Consider the following 21,437-nt stretch of genomic DNA (forward strand, 5'->3'; position numbering starts at 1 on the left):
AGATAAACATAAAAAGAGCATCCTACTCTTTCTTGCAAGATGCTCTTTTTGTATTTATTTTTTATTTATCCGAAAGTGATTACATGGAGAACATTTAAAAGGAATTTTTTCTAAACAATTAAAGTTAGTTGCGCAAATTTGTTCTAGTGTTGGAACAAATGGAATAACAACCATGTTACTCTCTATTATTTGTGTAACAGGTGGTAATACTGTACCTATTTGATATTCAAAACGAATATTTGCTGTATTAATATAATTACCTGAACCAATTGGTGCTTGCTCGACTGCTACTTGAAATGAAACTGTGCGTGCTTCACCAGGATTTAAATTACCTATAATAAATCCTATTGCAGGGCTTACATTTGGCACTGTCGCACCATCGACCACAACACTTCCAGGGACAAATCGAACACTACTATCTAGCATATCTTGAAAACGAATATTTTGTATTGTTGTATCCCCCGTATTTGTAATAACGGTCGTAAACGTAATGACATCTCCTATCGTTGCCGTTTGAAGATCTGCCCTTTTTACAACTGTCGTCGAGACGTTCGGCGTAATAAATGGGATAACAACTGTGTTGCTATCACCTTCAACTAATACTGGCGGCTGATTCGGATTTACAGTTGCAAGCCCATTTGCTGTAGCAGTATTTGTAACTAAGTTATTTATTTGCCCTCCTGTTATTACAACTTGGAAATTAATAATCGCTGCATCATTTGGCTGAAAATCTCCTAACAGGATACCAGTATTCGGATTCGCAAATGGAAAAGGCACATCGTTTACTGTTACCGTCCCATTTATAAACAAAGTATTAGGATCAATAATATCTTTTAAAACAACATTTGTTACAGGAACTGTACTATCATTTATAACGGCAATTCCATACGTGACAACATCTCCTACCATTGCTACTTCAAAATCTGCTCCTTTTGCAACAAATAATATTGCAGTATTTACCGTTACAATAACTGTATTACTCGTGTCCATCACTGTAATTGGCGGCTCTCCTGGTACTAAAATATATTCTGCCAATGCCCCAGCAACGTTCACTACTGTACCACCATCTGGAAAACTTGTAATCGTAGCTTCATATGTTACAATCGCCGTTTCACCAACTGGAATGTCTAAAATCGTAAATCCAACCTGTGGATTCACTCCCGGACGCGCTACTCCATTTACCGTTACACTATTTGGTACAAAAACAGCTTCCGGAGATAAAACATCGATAAATTGAACATTCCTTGCATCGGCCGTGCCAATATTTAATATGCGAACACTGTACGTTACCGTTTCTCCTACTCCAACAATTGAATTATCTACTTCTTTTAGCATATCTAAGCTGCCTCGATTTACCGGCGTTACTGTCGTATTACTTGAATTCGTAATTGTAAACGGCGGTTCTCCTGGAATCAATTCGAAATCACCAGTTACTCTCGCTGTATTCATAATACTACTAGAAGGAGGGACTGTAATAACATTTACTTCAAATGTTATTACTATGCTATCTCCTACTGCAAGATCAGGTAATGAAAAGCCTACAAAAGGATCTAAACCTACTTGTGGAATCCCATTTATCTGTACACTTCCTGGAACGAATTCTAAACTAGGTGATGGAACATCAATAAACTGAACATTTATCGCTGTTACCGTTCCCGTATTTATAACTTGCACACTATAAGTTAACGTATCTCCTAATCGCGTCGCTTCTTTATTTACAGTTTTTATAACACTGAATCTACCTCTATTTACCCTTGTTATTGTCGTATTACTCGGCTCTGTTACTACAACTGGTGGTTCTCCTGGTACTAAAGTAAAGCTTCCAGTTATATTTGCAACGTTCGTAATTGTTCCTGATGACGGGATGGTTGTAACTGTCGCTTGAAACGTCACTATAGTCGTATTGCCAACAAGTATATCACCCATTCCAAACCCAGTAATCGGATTCAAACCAGGTTGCGGAGTTCCATTTACCGTTACACTATTTGGTACAAATGACGCTCCCGCTGAAATCGTATCAATAAACTGAACATTGTTAGCTGTTACTGTTCCTGTATTCGTTATTTGCACTGTATACGTTAATACATCTCCAACTAAGGTAGCGGCTCTATTGGCTTGTTTAATAACATTAAAGCGTCCTCTATTTACAGTTGTGAGCGTTGTGTTACTTGGCTGATTTACTACAACTGGTGGTTCTCCTGGTACTAATATAAAACTTCCCGTAGCATTTGCCGTATTTGCAATTGTTCCGTTTGACGGAACACTAACAACCGTTACTTGGAATGTTACTTCTACACTTTCACCTGGATTTATATCTGGAAGCGGGAATCCATTATTAGGATTGAATCCAGGTTGTAACACACCACCTATCGTTACACTGTTCAGTACGAATGTTATAGAGGATGGTAATACATCACTATATTGAACATTCGTCGCTGGCACTGTTCCCGTATTTTGAACTACTGTTGTATATGTGATTGTATCGCCTACTGCAACAATCGGTTGACTTACTGATTTTAAAACATTCAAACCAGATTCATTTATTTTCGTTAATGTCGTGTTACTTGTCGTCGTCTCAGTAATAGGCGGTTCTGTTTCACTTACCGCAAACGTAGCCGTAACGTCCACAAAGTTAACAACTGTACCACCTTCTGGTATGCTCGTTACCATCTCCTGATATGTGACAAGTACAAAATCACCTACAGGTATATCTGGAACTGTAAAACCGATGAAAGGATCTAATCCCGGTTCTGGTACTCCATTTATGCTCACACTTCCCGGGACAAATGTTACACCAGAAGAAGTAGTATCGATAAATTGAACATTTGTCGCTGCCACTGTTCCAAAATTAAAGATCAATACATCATACGTTAAAATTTCTCCTACAGTCGCTACTTCTTTATCTACTAGTTTTAATGGGAAAATAGACGCTATATTAATTGTCGTAACGACTAAATTTGTTAATATCGTTTGCGTAATCGGTGGTTCCTGTGGATTCGGTTGTGAAGTAAATGTAACATCCGCATCGTTTAATATAACTTCATTATCTGGAATCTCTGTAATCGTCACTTGGAATGTCACCGTAATACTTCCACCAGCATTTAATAACGGAATAACTGTAAAGCCTATTTCTGGATTTAAACCAAGTTGCTGTATTCCACCTATCGTTACACTATTTTCAACAAATGTCGTTCCTTCTGGAATGACATCTTGGAAGAGCACATCTGTAACAGGTATAATTCCTACATTCGTAATTAGCACGCTATACGTTAATACATCTCCAACGGCTCCAGTTGCAACGTCAACTGTTTTTGTTGCTGTTACTTCACCCGGAGGAGGTAACGGTATCGTAACTACTGTTGTATTACTTGAATTTGTCGTTGTTACAGGTGGTTGTAAAGGGTTTAACAAGAAAGTGGCTGTAGCAGATGCTGTGTTTACTACCGCTCCACGTGTAGACGGCGCAACTACTGTCACTTGGAACGTAACCGTCAATGATGTTCCAGCTGCAATATTAGGAAGCGCAAAACCTACATTTGGATCAAATCCAGGTTGAGAAGTTCCATTTATCGTTACACTATTTGCGACAAATGTTGTTTCTGGAGCAACTGTATCAATGAAGGAAACATTCGTTGCTATAACTGTTCCGTTATTTCGAATGACAACAGAATACGTGTAAGTTTCTCCAAGTGCTGCTTGTTGTACAGATGCAGATTTTTGTATATTTAACTGTGCTGTATTTACTTGTGTCACTACAAAATTACTATTCGTAACAGTCGTTATAGGAGGACCTGCTGGATTTATAAGAAAACTTGCCGTCACGTTTGATTGATTCCTTATATTTCCACCACTTGGAACACTAGTCACTGTAACTTGAAACGTAATTGTAACGGTTTGCCCAACTGGAATATTCGAAACTGGAAAACCTACCGCAGGGTCTGCTCCTTGCTGAACAACACCATTTATCGTTACACTATTCGCGACAAATGCAGCTCCGGCAGGTATCGGATCTTGAAAAATAATATTTGCTGCAGGAACAGTTCCTGTATTTTGAATACGAATCGTATATGTTAACGTATCTCCTACACCTGCTTGCGGCGTATTTACACTCTTCATTACATTAATTGAACCTACATTTACTCGTGTCACAACGATATTACTAATCGTTACAATTGTAATCGGTGGCTGCAATGGACTTACTTGAAAATCAGCAGTTACATTTGCATTATTCGGAAGTACCCTGTTCGCTGGCACACTTGTGATTAACACTTGGAAAGTGACAGTTACCATCCCTCCTACTGGAATATTAGCAAGTGGAAATCCAGTTGTTGGGTTTAAACCTGGTTGAGAGATCCCGTTTATTGTTACACTATTCGCAACAAACGTTGTACCAGCTGGAATTGGATCAAGGAATGATACATTTGTCGCTGCTACTGTTCCACTATTTTGTATACGAACTGTATACGTTAACGTATCTCCTAAACCCGCCTCAGTAGCGCTTACACTCTTCATTACATTTAACCCTGAAGAATTCACGACTGTCATAACAGTATTACTCGGCACCGTCACAGTAATTGGTGGCTCTGTTGGATTTACAAGAAAATCTCCGGTGACATTCGCATTATTTACAACATTATTTCCCATCGGGGTTTCATCAATTAATACTTCAAATGTAACAGTCACACTCTCACCAGTAGGCAAATCATTTAATGTAAATCCGAATTCCGGATCTGCCCCTTCTTGTAAAACTCCATTAACAAATACACTATTTTCAATAAATAACGTCCCTTGCGGAATGGCATCTTGGAAAAATACATTTGTAGCTGGCACACTTCCTGCATTTATTATTTCAACTGTATATACTAAAATATCCCCTACAGTTGCAACACCAGTATTCACAGATTTTATAACTTCAAAGCTCCCTGTTTGTACAGCCGTATTCACGACGTTACTCGGAACAGTAATAGTAACCGGTGGTTCATTCGGATCCACTTGAAAATTCGCGGATACAGTTGCACTATTTAAAATATCTTCATTTGGCGGATCCTGCTCAATTAATACATCAAATGTAACTACAACTGTCTGAGCCGCAGGGATATTCGGAAGAGAAAATCCCGAATTCGGATTCAGTCCACTTTGCAGTGCTCCATTAATCGTTACAGAGTTGGCAACGAAAGAAACGGCTGAAGAAGTAGTATCTTGGAAAAACACATTTGTTAACGGAACGTTACCTGTATTTTGGACGGCAATCGTGTATGTTAAAGTATCCCCTACTGCCGCTTGAGTTGTATTTACTTCTTTTATTACATTTAAACCGCCTGTATTAATTTGCGTTACAACTGTATTCGTTTGTCTATTAATCGTTATTGGTGGCTGATTCGGGTTTACGATGAAATTAGCAGATACATTCCCACGATTTGCAACGGTACCACCTGAAGGTGCTGATACAACTCGTACTTGAAATGTCACCGTCCTACTTCCGCCAGGAGATATATTAGCTACTGCAAACCCCGTCGCCGGATTTGCCCCGGGTTGCGAAACTCCGTCTACAGTTACACTATTTGCGATAAAAGTCGTTCCAGTTGGGATTGGATCTTGAAAAATAACGTTCGTCGCAAGTACATTTCCTGTATTTTCAATTGTAACGGTGTACGTAAGAACGTCGTTAACCGTCGCAAAAGCTTTATCCACTGTTTTTCTCGTTCTTATATCAGCTATATTTATTGTAGTAAACACTGTATTACTTGTCGCTTGACCTGAAACTGGTTGTTGACCAGGCACTGGGGTAAAGTTAAATGTTACACTCGCACGATTTGGAATTGGATTTACAAGAGGATTTGATGTTACTCGAACTTGAAAACGCACTATAGTCGTTTGCGAAGCATTAATACTTCCGATATTAATACTACTTGCTGGATTTGCTCCTGGACGCGCTACTCCATTTACCGTAACACTATTTGCGACAAATGTTGTTCCAGCAGGGATACTATCAACAAAAATCACATTATTTGCAGCGACATTCCCATTATTCGTCACATTAACTGTGTACGTTAATACATCATTAAGTGCTGCCGTCTGTAAATCTACAGATTTTTGCAAACTTACATTTGCGCGATTTACCGTCGTCTGTACTGTATTTGAAGAAGCTGTACTTGTGATAGGAGGACTTCCAACAAAAGGACGGAATTGGTATGACACCATTGCACGATTTGAAATTGGATTGGGATTCGGGAATGACGTAACTCTCACTTGAAATGCAACAACTCTTTGAGCATTATTCGGTATCGTTCCTAAATTAATCCCACTAGCTGGATTGGCGCTCGGCTGAGTTACTCCACCTACTGTTACACTACCAGCTATAAATGTTGTTCCGTTCGGAATACTATCTTGTAATACAACGTTTTCTGCACTTCCTGTTCCTGTATTCGGAACAGGAATCGTATAAGTGAGAATATCTCCTATACCTGCAACTGTTTTATCAACAGATTTAACAGGATTTATAATTGGCCCTGTCGCATCAATTTGAACACCAAAGCCAGCTGCAGCATATCCATCTCCATTTGTAACGAAGCGAACAGTTGCTGACGTTTGATTATTTACTAAGGATGACGAAGCATCTACATTCGTAATATCCCATCCTTGTCTTCGGACTGCTAAAGCTATCCCTAACGGCTGATTCAAATTTCCAAAGGTGCCAGTTGTATCTAAATTCCCACTATCATTACAAATTTGTGACTGAAAGAAATTATTTGCGGGATTTCTCGGTCCGAATAAAGCAACTGTAGCATTCGCATTCGGTCCAAAGCGAAGTTGATCTCCAACAATGTTAGAATCACCTTCTTGAGCAGTTACAAGTACTCTTCCTGTAACAGAACCTGTAGATGGAGTTGCGAAACCTGAAATAGTAGCATCAACTGGTGGTGATGAAGCATCAATAATTTCTTGACCTGCATACACAGATAAATTCCGAAGTGGTAAACTCGCATTTTGATAAACAACTTCAAGAGTCCAACCTACCGAACGACTAATTGATGTCTCAGCGGATGTTCTTGTAGCTGGTACGCCCCCCGTTATATATGGACCTGCCCCACCCGCATTAACAAGACTTGTCACATTAGCAGAGCGAACGTAATAAAATTGACTTCCAACAGAACCTTGCTGTGCAGTTGCAGGATCTGGCGTAACTGAAAAGGTCCCTACGGGTGTTCTAAAGGTGATATTATCATTTAAAAATGCAGTAACATCCTCAGTATCAGTCTGGTATGTGCCGGCCCACACAAGTTCTGCGTATAAAACATTACTCCCTGCTGGAAGGTTTAAAATTGCACTTGAAGAATTTAACCGCCAATCATTCGTCGTTCCTACTGGGAACCCCGGAACTTGAAGTGATGTATTTACTGTAGTAAACACATTAATCGTACCGAAGTTATTGCCCGGCGCAGGCGAGGTCGGGCTTAATCCTAATGTGTTCCCAGTGAACGTGACGGCACCAGTTACAGTTGTTGTAAAACGGTTCATAAAAGGCACATAATCATCTCATTTCATCTATAGTAAAAAGTGCTCTATACTATAAATGTAGACAACCTATGCAATGTACGTTGTCCAACAAAATTCCGCACATACGAGAGGGGTTTGTAAAATTATGCGCTATGTAATCGTAACAGGAACTTCACAAGGTTTAGGTGAGGCAATCGCCGTGCAATTGTTAGAAGAAAATACAACCGTTATCTCTATTTCTAGAAGAGAAAATAAACAGCTTGTAAAACTCGCAGAGCAAAACGACAGCAATTGTATTTTCCATTCCATAGATCTTCAAGATGTACATAATTTAGAAACTCATTTTAACGAAGTCTTTTCATCTATTCAAAAAGACAATGTCTCATCGATTCATTTAGTTAATAATGCAGGAACACTTGCACCAATGAAACCTATTGAAAAGTCAGAAAGTGAACAATTCATTATGAACGTTCATATTAATTTAATCGCACCAATGATCCTTACTTCCACTTTCATGAAACATACGAAAGACTGGAAAGTAGAAAAACGCATTATAAATATTTCATCTGGGGCAGGAAAAAATCCTTATTTTGGATGGGGAGCTTATTGTACAACGAAAGCTGGTGTAAATATGTTTACACAATGCGTAGCTACTGAAGAAGTAGAGAAAGAATATCCTGTAAAAACTGTCGCTTTCGCACCGGGTGTTGTTGATACAAATATGCAAGCACAAATTCGTGAAACAAATAAGGAAGACTTTATTAATTTAGAACGCTTCATCTCATTAAAAGAAGAAGGAAAACTGTTATCACCTGAATATGTTGCGAAAGCTATTCGTAACTTATTAGAGACTGAAGACTTTCCGCAAGGCGAGGTTATTCGAATTGATGAATAACAAAAAGGCACGCTAAATTAGCGCGCCTTTTTGTTCTATTCCTCTAAAAATATAAGTACCGACTCCATAATCTTCTCATAACCAATTTCTTGATAGATTTTATTAGATGTTGGATTGGCTAGATCAGTATATAATGTCGTTGTTTTGTAGCCTTCATCTAACATACGTTGACTAAGTCCGGCTACACAAATAGATGCATATCCTTTTTTTCGTTCTTCTTTCGGCGTATAAACGAAATTGACTGTTATATTATTTGTAGTCGGTCTCGTTTTTGCAGCTACAGAGACTAGTTTTCCGCCCACCTCCAGACCAAATAGACGGTTAGTAGTTATTAGTGTATATGCAGTTTGTTTTGCTTCTTCTTTCGTAGTAGGAAGCTTCACATCTTCACAAAATTGATATATCCACTGTTCGATTAATGGCAGCTCATCACTATTTACTGCTCGAAAAATTCCATCTCCGCTCCACTTCTTCTTTACTTGTTTTAATTCATATACACCTTGTTCCATTCCAAGTGTAGTTTTTTTCTGTTCTAATATCGCAATCTCTTCAGCTAATTTCTGTACGATTTTTTTATTACCAATCAATCCAGGAATATCTGGATATACATTCGTTAATTGCTTTGCAAGTTCCACTATAGCCCCTTCCGAAATTTCAGATGTAGCTACAATAACTTGTTTCTCCACTGTTTGAAGAAATACAATCGTAACTTCTTCCCCTTGTTTCGCTGCCGCCATAAACATCGGCTCTTCAGCAACTTGTAATACACCTAATAGCAAATTATTCTCCTGCTCATTCTTTTCTAAAAACGGTATAACATCCTCTTTAAAATGAATAACATTTTCATATACTTGTAATTGAATCATCGACAATCTCTTCCCTCAATTTATATTTAAATAAAGTATTGGCGATTAATTCATTAAATCCTTCTTTTACGATTCAATAATATTTGAAACTAATGTGTTCAAATCATTTTCAGCATGCAACACTCTCTTCTTTTCCTTCTCAAATAGCTCCTCTTCTTTTCGAAACGATTCTTTACGTTTATTAATCATACGCTCCATCTCTTTTTTACTCGGTCCACCATATACATTTCTTTTTTGAATAAAAGCTTCTGGTGATATGATTTCTTTCCACTCTTCTTCTAATAAATTTACTTTCAAATTTTCTTGTAAGTATACATTTATGTCTTTGAAATTTAATTCATGTAACTCCTTTTTCTGCTCCAATGACATATTCGCAATCGCACTTGCTGCATGATGTGCATGCCGAAATGGTATTTCATAGTTTTTTGTTAAAACATCTGCGAAATCTGTAATCGTAATCGCGTGTTTATATGAACGACTTTTTAACGTTTCCTCTTCTACTTTCATCGTTCGAATAACTGCGTTCATAATACAAAAAACACGAATCGCCTTTTCGATTCCTTTATATAAATACGGCTGCAAGTCATCCTCCGTATCGACAATATCGCCAAATGGTGTATTATGAATCATTTGAAATACAGTAAATGCTTCCCCTAAAGCACTACTCGTAATAGCACGGGCATGTTCAATTGAAACAGGATTTCGTTTTTGCGGCATAATACTACTTATTTGCACATATGGCTTTGCTACAGTAATCCCATCATATTCTTTCGTCGCTAATAGTAAAAAATCATGAATCCATCTACTCGTATTCGTCATAATAACCATTAGTAACGAGCTAACTTCTAATAAATAGTCCGCTCCAGCAACAGCGTCATATGAGTTCTCAATTACATTTGTAAACCCAAGTAACTGCGCAACTCGTTCTCTCTTAATAGGAAAACTTGTTGTAGAAAGGGCAGCTGCCCCCATTGGAGAATGATTTAAAAGATGATACGCTTTTTTCATTCTTTCTAAATCTCGTTGCATCGTATCGTAAATTGCTAAAACATAATGACCAAATGTTGTCGGCTGCGCCGGTTGTGTATGTGTATACGCGGGCATAATTGTTTCCATATGTTCACCGGCAAGCTCCAGCATACTTTCTTGCAGCAATAAATGATGTTCCATTAACCGTAATACAAATTGCCGTAAACTCATGCGATACATCGTTACACCCATATCATTTCTACTTCTACCGATATGCATATTACTTACAAATTCACACTTTGCTTCTTGAGAAAGCAAATGTTCAACTAAGAAAAAAAGATCTTCATGTTGCTCTGTATATAGCAACTTCTCCTTTGGAATCCCCTCTACTTTTTTAAGTGCGGTTAATATAACTTTCGCTTCTTCTCTTTTCATCAACTTTTCTTCAGTTAACATAGTAATATGTGCCCTATGCACTTGAAACATATCTTTTAATAAATAATTACGCTGAAAATTAAATACGTGCTGTAATACACAATCTACATATGTTTTCCCAGGGAAATCAGCGCCTTCCTTCTTAATAAACTCTTCTTTACTCTGTTTCATCACCTTTTCCCCTTTCGCCTAAGTGTTACTACCCATCATACCCAGGGATGGTGAAAAAGTGCTTGTACATAAAAATAAACTCGGCGCTCATAGCACCGAGTTTACTTAATAAAAGTCGCATCATACTTATCACTTTGCAACACTTGGAAGTGTAGATTTGCTAAATGTTTACGTATTTCAGCACTGTCATCTTCATTTAAATTATTTGCCAAGAAAACAATTTCTGTACAGTTTCCGCGTTTATCCATTGCATAAACTGCTTTTGTTACCGTCCATGGTGTATAACCATTCTTTTGCCCGGCATGCCTGAATGTTTTACGATATTTCTTTGCACTCATATCTGTTTCGACGATATTCGCCCACACTTTTTCTTCCGCTTCTGTAAGACCACCTTGATGATTTGCCTTTTGAAGCAGTACCATATAATCGTTAGCGGAAGCAGCCGGCAATCTATCCGACCAAATTTTGTCGTAACGTTCCTCTAAATACAGAGGAATTTCCTTCTGTAATAATGGTCCCTTCTTTTTTAAGCGTTCATGAATAATCATAGCATATTCACGATATTGCTCTTGAGACATTTCTTTTAACTTTTTCTCTATTTTATATTTTGGAACATGTAATTCTTTATGCAAATATCCCGGAATGTATAAAGATGAAACGATCGGAAATAGCGGTTGATGTGCAGGAAGCGCTAAACTTTGTAAATTCCGATTAATATTGTCTAATCCTAATACCTCCATTAAATATTCAGTATTTGCATTAGAACTAAACTTAACCATTCCTTTTGCAACTTCTTCTAAAGAAACCGCTCCTTCAGTTATCTTTTCTTTTTTTTGCAAATAATTTTGCCATCTATCTTGTGCACCACCATCTGTACTCGGCACATAATAACGATTCACATCATTAATTGAAACGAAACTAGACGGATCGATTTTCCCCTCTGTAACTTGTTTCGTATATTCAAGCGCCACAATTAACTTCATCGTACTAGCAACTGGCAATACAACATCTGGATTTACAGAATACACAACTTTATCATTTCTCTTTACTAGAAGAGCGCTATTTTTTTCATTTTTATGCTCTTCAATAAAGGATGCGATGTACTGCGCATCATCATTATTTGAACTCCACACTTTTTTCACTAAAAAGTTACCCGATATCAGCAAAACAAAAATACCCACAATCACTGCGCATACTATAGTTTTTTTCAAGTAAAATTCCTCTCCTATTGTGTAACTCTTCTCTATTTATCTCTTAAAAACAAAATAATGGAGATGACTATTTAAATAATCATCTCCATTATTTTAACTTGTATGTTCCTATTATGTCTACGTCATAATTTTCACAAAATCCTCAAGAAACTTTTTATAATGTAATGACCAACCAATTCTCACCCAATTTTTCAATGCTTTCGCTTCAGGCTGCGGGCGAAAATCAGCGATACTTTCCCCTTTCGCAACTCCAATCGTATCAACATCAACACGGCGATACACGTAATCTAAAAGAGATGGATTTGCCGCTACCATCATCGTAACTACATCGTGCACTGGACTCCCTGTTATTTTTGGATTCAGGTTTTTATAAGCTTTATAATAATAATTGAAAATCGGTTCTATTAATTTCTTGAAATTCGTTTTAGAATGTTTCGTAATGTATTTCACCATTTCCGGTGTAATAATCGCTTCTGAAGTAACGTTAAGCGGTATTAATGTCACATTTTTTGCATTTTGCATAACTAATTGTGATGCAATTGGGTCTCCATGAAAATTTGCTTCCGCGACTGGAGTAACATTTCCAGGCATTAAAAAAGCACCGCCCATTATATAATATTCTTTCACATACTTCATCATCGGTTTCTCCAAAATAAATGCTGTCGCTAATGTTGTTGATCGACCAGCATCAACAATAATTAGTTCGCCCTTATATTTTTCAATGATATCGAAAAATGCACAAAATGATTTTATATTTGGAGAAAAGGCTTTCGGAGGCTTAATTGGTCCTAAGCCATCTGCACCGTGAATCTCCGGATAATACGTCACAAAATCTCCGGATAAAGGAATTTTCGCACCATTAATAACAGGTATATCTTCTCGCCCTGCTAACTGTAATAAATATGCCGCATTACTCGTCGCCTTTTCTTGTGTTACATTCCCATATCCCGTTACTACTCCAACAATATCAATATCAGGATGCAACAATCCATACATAATTGCTAAAGAGTCATCAATTCCTGGGTCTCCTAAAAATAATATTTTTTTCATAGACCTCAACTCCATCCCATCAATTGTTATTACTTTATGAATGTATGGCGGAATACAGACTGAAAAAGAAAATTTTGTATAAACAAAAAACGTAGGAACTTCGCATTAGAAGTCCCTACGTTTTTCTATATTTTTATGCTACTTTTTTCATCGTAAACATACTACCAATTATATACGCAATAAATGCAAAGCAAATCGGAAAAACAACTGTATGTATACCGAATGGATTAGGATAGCAAAGGTGAATAAACATATAGGAACCTACTCCAACTAAAATAGATGCGAGAGCTCCAGTTGCATTTCCCTTTTTCCAATATAACCCTAACACAATCGGCCAAATGAACGCTGCTTCTAAACCACCGAAAGAAAATAAATTTAACCAAATTAAAAAATCTGGTGGTTTAATAGCCGCTGCATAAACAAGCAGTCCTACGATACCAGTAATCCACAGACTTCCTTTTTTTATCGTACTAGCCGCTGCATCTTTATTTATGTAGTTCACATATATATCTTTAATAATTGACGAACTTACAAGTAATAATAATGAGTTCACAGTAGACATTATCGCTGCCATTGGTGCAGCTAAGAAAACTCCAGCTAACCAAGGTGGCAACACCTCCATCGCGAGTAGCGGCATTACTTTATCTGGTACCGTTATGCCTGGAAGGACTACTCTTGCAAACACACCTGTTAAATGCATACCAATCATAATTGTACCGACGACAACCGTTCCAATGATTAATGCTTGGTGCATAGCTTTTGAATTTTTATAAGACATAGCACGCACACTAATTTGCGGTAATCCAACGACACCAATTCCAATTAAAATCCAAAATGATGTGACATATGATTTCGTTAAACTTCCATCCGCTCCGAACGGTGTTATTAAATTCGGATTAATTTGAATAAGTTCCTGCATAATCTTTTCAACTCCGCCACCAGCAATGACAGTAGCAATTAAAATGATTGTTGTTCCGGCTAACATAATGATTCCTAATAACGTATCTGATAAAGCGACTGCACGAAATCCACCAATTAACACATACACAAGTACAGAAAATGTAAATAAAAATAGTGCCGTTGTGTAGGAAAGTCCTGTTAGCGACTCAATTAATCGTCCGCCGCCAACCCACTGGGCTACTGTTGCTGAGAACAAAAAGATTATAATACATAACGCAGAAAGAACAACTACCGCTTTATTATTGTATCTGCCCTTTAAATAATCAATAAGCGTAATTGCTTCCATCTTCCTAGCGATAATAGCAAACTTTTTACCGATAACCGTTAAAACGATATATCCTGTTACAACTTGAATCGCTGATAACAGCACCCATCCAAGACCTATATTGTAAGCAATACCAGGCCCGCCGATAAAGCTACTTGCACTACCGTACGTAGCAATCATCGTCATAGCTAATAATAAACCACCAAGTTCACGCCCACCAAGAAAATATTCTTGTAAAAATTTATTATTAGCGGTTGCTTGTACACGTCTTGATGCATATACACCAATTAAAAACACAACGATAAAAGAAATTATCATTGGGATTATTACATACCAATTCATCTATCATTCCTCACTTTTTTCTTCCTCATCGAGTGAAATATCTTGAAATAAAAAACGAACAACTAAAATAAGCAAAATAACCATTACGATAAATCCAACGATACAGCTATAAAAAAACCATGCTGGAAAACCTAATACATATGTATATTCACTCGGATCCTTACTTCCAAGCCCATAAGCAAATCCATACCATATTATAAAATTAATAATAGCTAATCCAAGACCAATTAACGCTTCTCTATGGGCAACTCGAAAGCGCGGATCATCATGATAATTCTTCATTTTCTCCCTCCTCTCACGATGTATAATTGTACCACTGTTTTTCTAGTTTTTCCTACTAGAAAACAAAAACGCGCAGGATTTTTTGTAATTATATAGAATACAATGTTTCATTACATATTTTTTACAATTGTAACGAAAATGAAATTTGAATTTTCAGCATTTTTTATTTATGATTTTAAGTAGAGGCTTTTCATCTAGTTCCCACATCCTTGATTTCGGAATAAACGCTGTCTCGTACTGCGTTTAAATTATATTTTCAAGGGGGTTATACAATGAGTCAACTAGCTGTAAATCTTCATGAAAAGGTAGAGAAATTTCTTCAAGGCACAAAGAAACTATATGTGAACGGAGCGTTCATTGAAAGCGCTTCCGGAAAAACTTTTAAAACTCCTAATCCAGCAACTGGTGAAACACTCGCTATCGTTGCTGAAGCTGGTCGCGAAGACATTCATAAAGCTGTTGTAGCTGCTCGAATGGCTTTCGATGAAGGTCCTTGGTCACGCATGAGCACTGCTGAACGAAGCCGTCTTATGTACAAACTTGCTGATTTAATGGAAGAGCATAAAGAAGAGCTGGCACAGCTTGAAACGTTAGATAACGGAAAGCCAATCCGCGAAACTTTAGCAGCAGACGTTCCTCTTGCAATTGAACATATGCGCTATTATGCTGGCTGGGCTACAAAAATCGTTGGACAAACAATCCCTGTTTCTGGTGAATATTTTAACTATACACGCCATGAAGCTGTTGGTGTTGTCGGTCAAATTATCCCATGGAACTTCCCACTTCTTATGGCAATGTGGAAAATGGGTGCAGCCCTTGCAACAGGATGTACAATCGTTTTAAAACCTGCAGAACAAACTCCACTATCCGCTCTATACTTAGCTGAATTAATTGAAGAAGCTGGATTCCCGAAAGGCGTTATTAACATCGTTCCTGGATTCGGTGAAACAGCTGGACAAGCTCTCGTTAATCATCCACTCGTAGATAAAATTGCATTTACAGGCTCTACTCCAGTCGGCAAACAAATTATGAGACAAGCATCTGAATCGTTAAAACGCGTTACATTAGAGCTTGGTGGTAAGTCGCCAAACATTATTTTACCAGACGCTGACTTATCTCGAGCGATTCCTGCTGCCCTGTCTGGTGTTATGTTTAACCAAGGACAAGTGTGCTGTGCTGGGTCACGCTTATTTATTCCGAAGAAAATGTACGATAATGTCATGGCTGATCTCGTTCTATATTCAAAAAAATTAAATCAAGGCGCTGGTCTAAATCCAGAGACTACAATCGGACCTCTCGTTTCTGAAGAACAGCAAAAACGTGTAATGGGCTATATTGAAAAAGGCATTGCAGAAGGTGCTGAAGTACTTTGCGGAGGAAACAAACCATTCGATCAAGGTTACTTCGTTTCTCCTACAGTATTCGCTGATGTAAATGATGAGATGACAATCGCTAAAGAAGAAATTTTTGGTCCAGTTATTTCTGCATTACCGTTTAACGATATTGATGAAGTAATTGATCGTGCGAATAAATCACAATTCGGCTTAGCGGCTGGTGTATGGACAGAAAACGTAAAAACTGCACATTATATTGCAAGCAAAGTACGTGCAGGTACAGTATGGGTAAACTGTTATAACGTCTTTGATGCAGCATCTCCATTTGGAGGATTTAAACAATCTGGCCTTGGCCGCGAAATGGGATCTTACGCGCTGAACAACTATACAGAAGTGAAGAGCGTTTGGATTAACTTAAATTAACGAGAAAGAACCTGACCCTACTCGGTCAGGTTCTTTTCATTATGTATTCACTTACACTTGCAACCCACCGCTCACATTTAATACCTCTCCTGTAATGTAAGACGCATACTCTGATGCTAAAAAGGCAGCTGCGTTTGCAATATCTTCCGGTGTTCCGATTCTTCCAACTGGAATCGCTCCAACCATTTTCTCTTTTACTTTATCCGGTATTGTTTTTGTCATATCAGTATCCATAAACCCTGGACAAATCGCATTACACGTAATACCAAAACTTCCCACCTCTTTCGCTGCTGTTTTTGTTAAGCCTACAACCCCTGCCTTTGTAGCCGCATAATTTGCTTGTCCAATATTTCCTTCCCTACTAATAGAAGAAATATTAATAATCCGTCCATATTGTTGTTGTCTCATATAAAGAAGTGCTGGCTGCATACAATAAAAAACGCCAGTTAAGTTCACTTGTAATACTTGTTCCCAAGCAGACTTCTCCATCTTATGTAACATTGCATCTTTTGTAATCCCAGCGTTATTCACTAAAATATGTAATGTACCAAATTTTTGCACCGCATATTCAATTAACGACTTCGCTTCATTTTGATTACTCACATCACATCGATATAAGCTCACATCATACCCTTCATCTGATAATTCACGTGTCGTTTCTTGTAGCTTCTCTTCATTTACATCACTAATTAATACTTTAGCCCCTAGTTTTGCAAAAACTCGTGCAATTTCTTTTCCAATCCCCTGCGCAGCACCCGTTACAACAGCTGTTTTCCCATTCAACAAGTCCATCCCTATCCCCCATTTCTATTAGTTATATTGTATATTTCGGCTCTATGCTTTCCAAATCCTCTTTGTATAAAAAAGTCTATTTGTGTCAAACTAACTTTGCAACGCCGCATAAAGTGAAACTTTAATCAGTAGGGAGTTTGTTCATCCCCCACTGATTATTAGCCCTCACCAATCGGGTATTTACGGGCAGTTAATCTCCCACCTAGCTTCTTTGTTCCATCTGAATTTTGAGGTGGGAGTTTTACTACCCGTTTATGCGGGATAAAACACAAGGAGATTGTGTCGAATGAAAAAAAAGAATGTAAATCGAAACAAAACTGCCGATGGCATTGATGTTGAGTTCGCTCGCGAACTCGCTGACCACAATGACTTAGAAGCAAACGCACGTGCAAATGCCGCTGATGCACGTCAAAAACGCCAATCAACAGAAAAATAAGGCACTACAACGTTCCTTATTCTTTTCAACAGGGACCTACTACCCATCAAAATAAACCGAGAGTATCTCTCGGTTTATTTTCTATATTTCTTTACGTAGTGCGCTAAAGCAAGTAACGGATATATATGCCCATAACTATGGTAGCGAATATAAAAGCCACCCGGTAACCCTGTACCAGTAGGATATTTTTCATTCATAGTAGACTGCGCGAGCAAATATGAAATTCCTTTTCGAATAATCGGTGTTTCTTGATCGTAGTAAGAAATAAGTGCATCAAGTGCCCACGCTGTTTGTGACGGCGTGCTAAAGGGTAAAGAAATAATTTTTTTCTCTACACTACTTTGACAGGATTCTCCCCACCCTCCGTCTTCATGCTGTAAATGCTCGAGCCATGAAGCTGCTTTTTTCAACGATGGATGAGTAGAAGGCACTTCTACTGCACGTAAGCCTGTCATCGTTGCCCATGTCCCGTATATATAACATATCCCCCATTTTCCATACCATGATCCATTCTGTTCCTGTACATCCATTAACCATTTGATAGCTTTCTTTTTTCGCTCTTCAGACAATTCATTCGGTGCATACGTTCCGAATAATTCTAACACCCTACCTGTAATATCTGGTGTGGACGGATCGGTTATCATATCACTCGCATTTTCAATCGGCAAATTCGATAGTAACTTGCTCGTTACCCCTCGTTCAAAAGCTCCCCAGCCTCCATCATTGTTTTGCAATCCTTTTACCCATTTCACGCCTCTTCCCCAAGCCTTATCTACTCTATCATTCCCTCTACTTCGCGCTAACGCTCTAAGGACAGCCGTAGTATCGTCTATATCAGGGATCGTCGTATTAACATCTGAAAATCCCCAACCGCCAGCTACAAGTGATGATGCATGTACGCTCCAATCTACCTTTTTAGTTTGTTGTTTTTGCAATAAATACTCTGTCGCCCTTTGAATCATCTTATTTTCATTTGTAACTTTAGCTTCTTGCAATGAATAGCTAAGTAAAGCGGTATCCCATACGGTAGAAGGAGAATTTTGCAAATGACTTCCTCTGTCCATCTTCCATATATAAGATTTTAATCCTGTCACAGCTTTCTCAATAATTGGAGACTGAATAGAGTGCCCTAATGCAAGCAAAGCATAAATCATATAAAACGTAGCACTCGCGTAACTATACAAAGTTCCATTTTCATCTATACGCTCCTTCATAAAGCGCTCTACTTCTTCGTATCCTTTATGATGTAACGATAATGGATACGATATTACCTTTTTCACATCACCTACAAACGATTGAAACAGCGGAGACCGCTCCTCTCGAAACCATTGCCCACCCCCGCCTGCAATATGATTTAAATTTGGCAATAACTTTTTCTCTACACGGAATCTCTTATTCATACAAATCATCATCGGAATTAAATGTATACGCGCTGAGCTGCTTAGCTCAAATATACTGAGGGGGGAGTCATCTTGTAAAAATAAGATTGGCGTTGGAAAGTGAAAAAGCGCAGGAAATTCATATTCTCCATGAATCGCTAATAAAAATTTCGTCATAAAATGAGCACGAGAAACTCCCCCGTGTTCCTTAATAAACATTTCAGCTCGCCTCATATTCATATCTTCTTTCGAATATTTTTCCGAAGCAAGTAAAGCAGCATATGCTTGAATCGTGGCGGATAAATTCCCTCCCCTTTCATCTTCATATAATTTCCAAGTCCCTTCATTTGTTTGAAGAGATGCTAACCTTTTCACAAACGGTTCTATTTCGTCATTTCGCCCTAATAATTTGAGTAAAAAAATCATATGACAATCCGTTAGTAAAGCTCCTTCAAAACAAAATGACCACGTTCCGTCTTGCCTTTGCATCGTTTGAAGTGCAGTCGTTCTCCGCTCTATCTCCTCACGCACTTTGTCATATAGTAGCACACCGCTCACCCACCCTTTCTAAGTCCGTATACGATATTCGAAAACTTAGCTAAATATGTATGAAAACAAAGAAAAGCAGAACGTGTATTACACACATTCTGCTTACAAACAATACCCAACCCCGACAACAATTCCTAATAGTGCACCAACAACAACTTGATAGGGTGTATGTCCAACGAGCTCATTTAACTTTTTATATTCTGTTTGTCTACCATGAAAAAAATCATTCAATATTTTCGCTTGCTTACTAACCGCAAGCCTTACTCCTGAAGCATCGTACATAACAATAATGGCAAAAATAGCGGCAACCGCAAATATTGGACTCTCCACACCTTCCACCACTCCGACACCTGTAGCAAGTGCAGTAACAGTCGACGCATGCGAACTTGGCATTCCACCTGAAGCAAAGAACTTAGCAAAATCAAACTCGCCTGTTTTTATTAATTTAAAAACGACTTTCGTTAACTGTGCTAAAAACCAAGAAATTACAGCTGCTATAAGTGGGTCATTATGTAAAATTGTTTCCATGTTTTTCAGCTCCTCACTGACTATAATGGAATTTCTATATAATATAAGTATAAAGAAAAATGCGTAGAAAATACTACGCATTATGATACTTTTGCTGATTTATTTTTAATAAATTTTGGTTGTTTCTGTAGTAGAAACTTTGTTTTCGCCATTGAAAAGACAAATAAAGCAATCCATATACAGAAAAACGCAATCATATGAGTAGATGTGAAATGTTCACCAAAAACGAACACACCTAAAATTAAACTAATAGTCGGCGCGATGTATTGTAAAAATCCTATCATATAGAGCGGAATAAGTTGTGCTCCTTTAGCAAAATAAAAGAGTGGTAACGCTGTAACAATACCCGCCCCTATTAAAAGAAACGTTGATATTGCCGAAATAGAACCGAACGAACCAAAGCCATGAACTCCTGTCATAAACAAATATATAAGTGCAAATGGCGTCACTAACATCGTTTCCATCGTAAGCCCAATTGTTGCGTCGTAATTTAATAATTTTTTCGTTAATCCATATAATCCAAATGAAAAAGCAAGTGAAAGAGAAACCCATGGAATTGATCCGAAACGTATCGTTAAAATAACAACGCCTAATCCAGCTAAACCAACCGCAACATATTGCCAAAAATTAAGCTTCTCTTTTAAAACAACTGTACCAAGTAAAATACTTATAAGTGGATTAATATAATACCCAAGACTTGCTTCGATTACATGGTTATGATTTACGGCCCATATGTATACAAACCAGTTTCCACTAATAAGTACCGAAGCAATTGTTAATGACATTAATAATTTAGGTCGTTTAAAAAGGGCCACTAACTCCCCACCAAACTGACGAAACCTCTTCGTTACTCCTAAAACTAACAACATAAAAACAAATGCCCAAACGATGCGGTGTGCTAATATTTCATCCGCCGGTACTTCCTCCACCCATTTCCAATAAATCGGAAGAACTCCCCACATCGTATACGCACCCGCCGCATATATAATCCCCTGCTTTTGCTCTGCTGTTTGACTCCCCATCTTCCCTGTTCTCCTCTTCTCTTTTTTTCTT

General features: G+C 37.9%; 14 protein-coding genes. 3 read left to right on the top strand and 11 right to left on the bottom strand.

The genetic code is table 11. The features are described from left to right. Positions 1-54 precede the first annotated feature (54 nt). A complete protein-coding gene (locus EXW56_RS16735) occupies positions 55-7,527 on the bottom strand; it encodes a DUF7507 domain-containing protein (RefSeq protein ID WP_215596800.1) in 7,473 nt (2,490 codons plus the stop codon). A 115-nt stretch (positions 7,528-7,642) separates the two neighbouring features. Here EXW56_RS16735 and EXW56_RS16740 point away from each other — a divergent pair, with 115 nt between their 5' ends. Then, positions 7,643-8,392 (top strand): (S)-benzoin forming benzil reductase, encoded by a 750-nt coding sequence (locus EXW56_RS16740; protein WP_002199721.1) that lies wholly within the window; start codon positions 7,643-7,645, stop codon positions 8,390-8,392. 35 nt (positions 8,393-8,427) lie between these two features. Here the strand turns inward: EXW56_RS16740 and EXW56_RS16745 are convergent, their stop codons facing one another. The 6 genes from EXW56_RS16745 to EXW56_RS16770 form a co-directional block, all read right to left on the bottom strand. Beyond that, a complete protein-coding gene (locus EXW56_RS16745) occupies positions 8,428-9,264 on the bottom strand; it encodes a GNAT family N-acetyltransferase (RefSeq protein WP_002199720.1) in 837 nt (278 codons plus the stop codon). A 60-nt stretch (positions 9,265-9,324) separates the two neighbouring features. Then, positions 9,325-10,833 carry an argininosuccinate lyase gene (argH, locus tag EXW56_RS16750; protein WP_002199719.1) on the bottom strand — a complete coding sequence of 503 codons (1,509 nt, stop codon included), beginning with the start codon at positions 10,831-10,833 and terminating at the stop codon, positions 9,325-9,327. Positions 10,834-10,934: 101 nt separating this feature from the next. Further along, positions 10,935-12,044, bottom strand: coding sequence for a serine hydrolase (locus EXW56_RS16755; protein WP_002111085.1), 1,110 nt, complete (start codon positions 12,042-12,044; stop codon positions 10,935-10,937). A gap of 117 nt (positions 12,045-12,161) precedes the next feature. Then, the gene (locus tag EXW56_RS16760; RefSeq protein ID WP_002199718.1) at positions 12,162-13,094 is read right to left on the bottom strand and encodes a nucleoside hydrolase; all 933 of its coding nucleotides are present in this window, start codon (positions 13,092-13,094) and stop codon (positions 12,162-12,164) included. Between the two features lie 133 nt (positions 13,095-13,227). Beyond that, positions 13,228-14,661, bottom strand: a complete 1,434-nt coding sequence (gene panF / locus EXW56_RS16765) for a sodium/pantothenate symporter (protein ID WP_002199717.1) — start codon at positions 14,659-14,661, stop codon at positions 13,228-13,230. Between the two features lie 3 nt (positions 14,662-14,664). Further along, positions 14,665-14,943, bottom strand: coding sequence for a YhdT family protein (locus EXW56_RS16770; RefSeq protein ID WP_002014357.1), 279 nt, complete (start codon positions 14,941-14,943; stop codon positions 14,665-14,667). A gap of 272 nt (positions 14,944-15,215) precedes the next feature. On the opposite strand from EXW56_RS16770, the gene dhaS reads away from it, so the two are divergent. Further along, positions 15,216-16,700 carry an aldehyde dehydrogenase DhaS gene (dhaS, locus tag EXW56_RS16775; protein WP_002111089.1) on the top strand — a complete coding sequence of 495 codons (1,485 nt, stop codon included), beginning with the start codon at positions 15,216-15,218 and terminating at the stop codon, positions 16,698-16,700. 51 nt (positions 16,701-16,751) lie between these two features. Here the strand turns inward: dhaS and fabG are convergent, their stop codons facing one another. Then, positions 16,752-17,492: a 3-oxoacyl-ACP reductase FabG gene (gene fabG, locus EXW56_RS16780; RefSeq protein ID WP_002111090.1), complete on the bottom strand. Its 741-nt coding sequence runs from the start codon at positions 17,490-17,492 to the stop codon at positions 16,752-16,754. Between the two features lie 286 nt (positions 17,493-17,778). Between fabG and EXW56_RS16785 the strand changes: the two genes are divergently transcribed. After that, positions 17,779-17,928, top strand: coding sequence for a YfhD family protein (locus EXW56_RS16785; RefSeq protein WP_002199716.1), 150 nt, complete (start codon positions 17,779-17,781; stop codon positions 17,926-17,928). A gap of 74 nt (positions 17,929-18,002) precedes the next feature. On the opposite strand, the gene EXW56_RS16790 is transcribed toward EXW56_RS16785, so the two are convergent. The 3 genes from EXW56_RS16790 to rarD form a co-directional block, all read right to left on the bottom strand. Beyond that, a complete protein-coding gene (locus EXW56_RS16790; RefSeq protein WP_002199715.1) occupies positions 18,003-19,856 on the bottom strand; it encodes a terpene cyclase/mutase family protein in 1,854 nt (617 codons plus the stop codon). Positions 19,857-19,958: 102 nt separating this feature from the next. Continuing rightward, positions 19,959-20,384 (bottom strand): divergent PAP2 family protein, encoded by a 426-nt coding sequence (locus EXW56_RS16795; protein ID WP_002111092.1) that lies wholly within the window; start codon positions 20,382-20,384, stop codon positions 19,959-19,961. 80 nt (positions 20,385-20,464) lie between these two features. Then, positions 20,465-21,406, bottom strand: a complete 942-nt coding sequence (gene rarD, locus EXW56_RS16800; RefSeq protein WP_002014350.1) for an EamA family transporter RarD — start codon at positions 21,404-21,406, stop codon at positions 20,465-20,467. Between the last annotated feature and the right edge of the window lie 31 nt (positions 21,407-21,437).

The organism is Bacillus mycoides, from assembly GCF_018742245.1.
In the GTDB taxonomy this organism is placed as follows: Bacteria; Bacillota; Bacilli; order Bacillales; family Bacillaceae_G; genus Bacillus_A; species Bacillus_A cereus_U.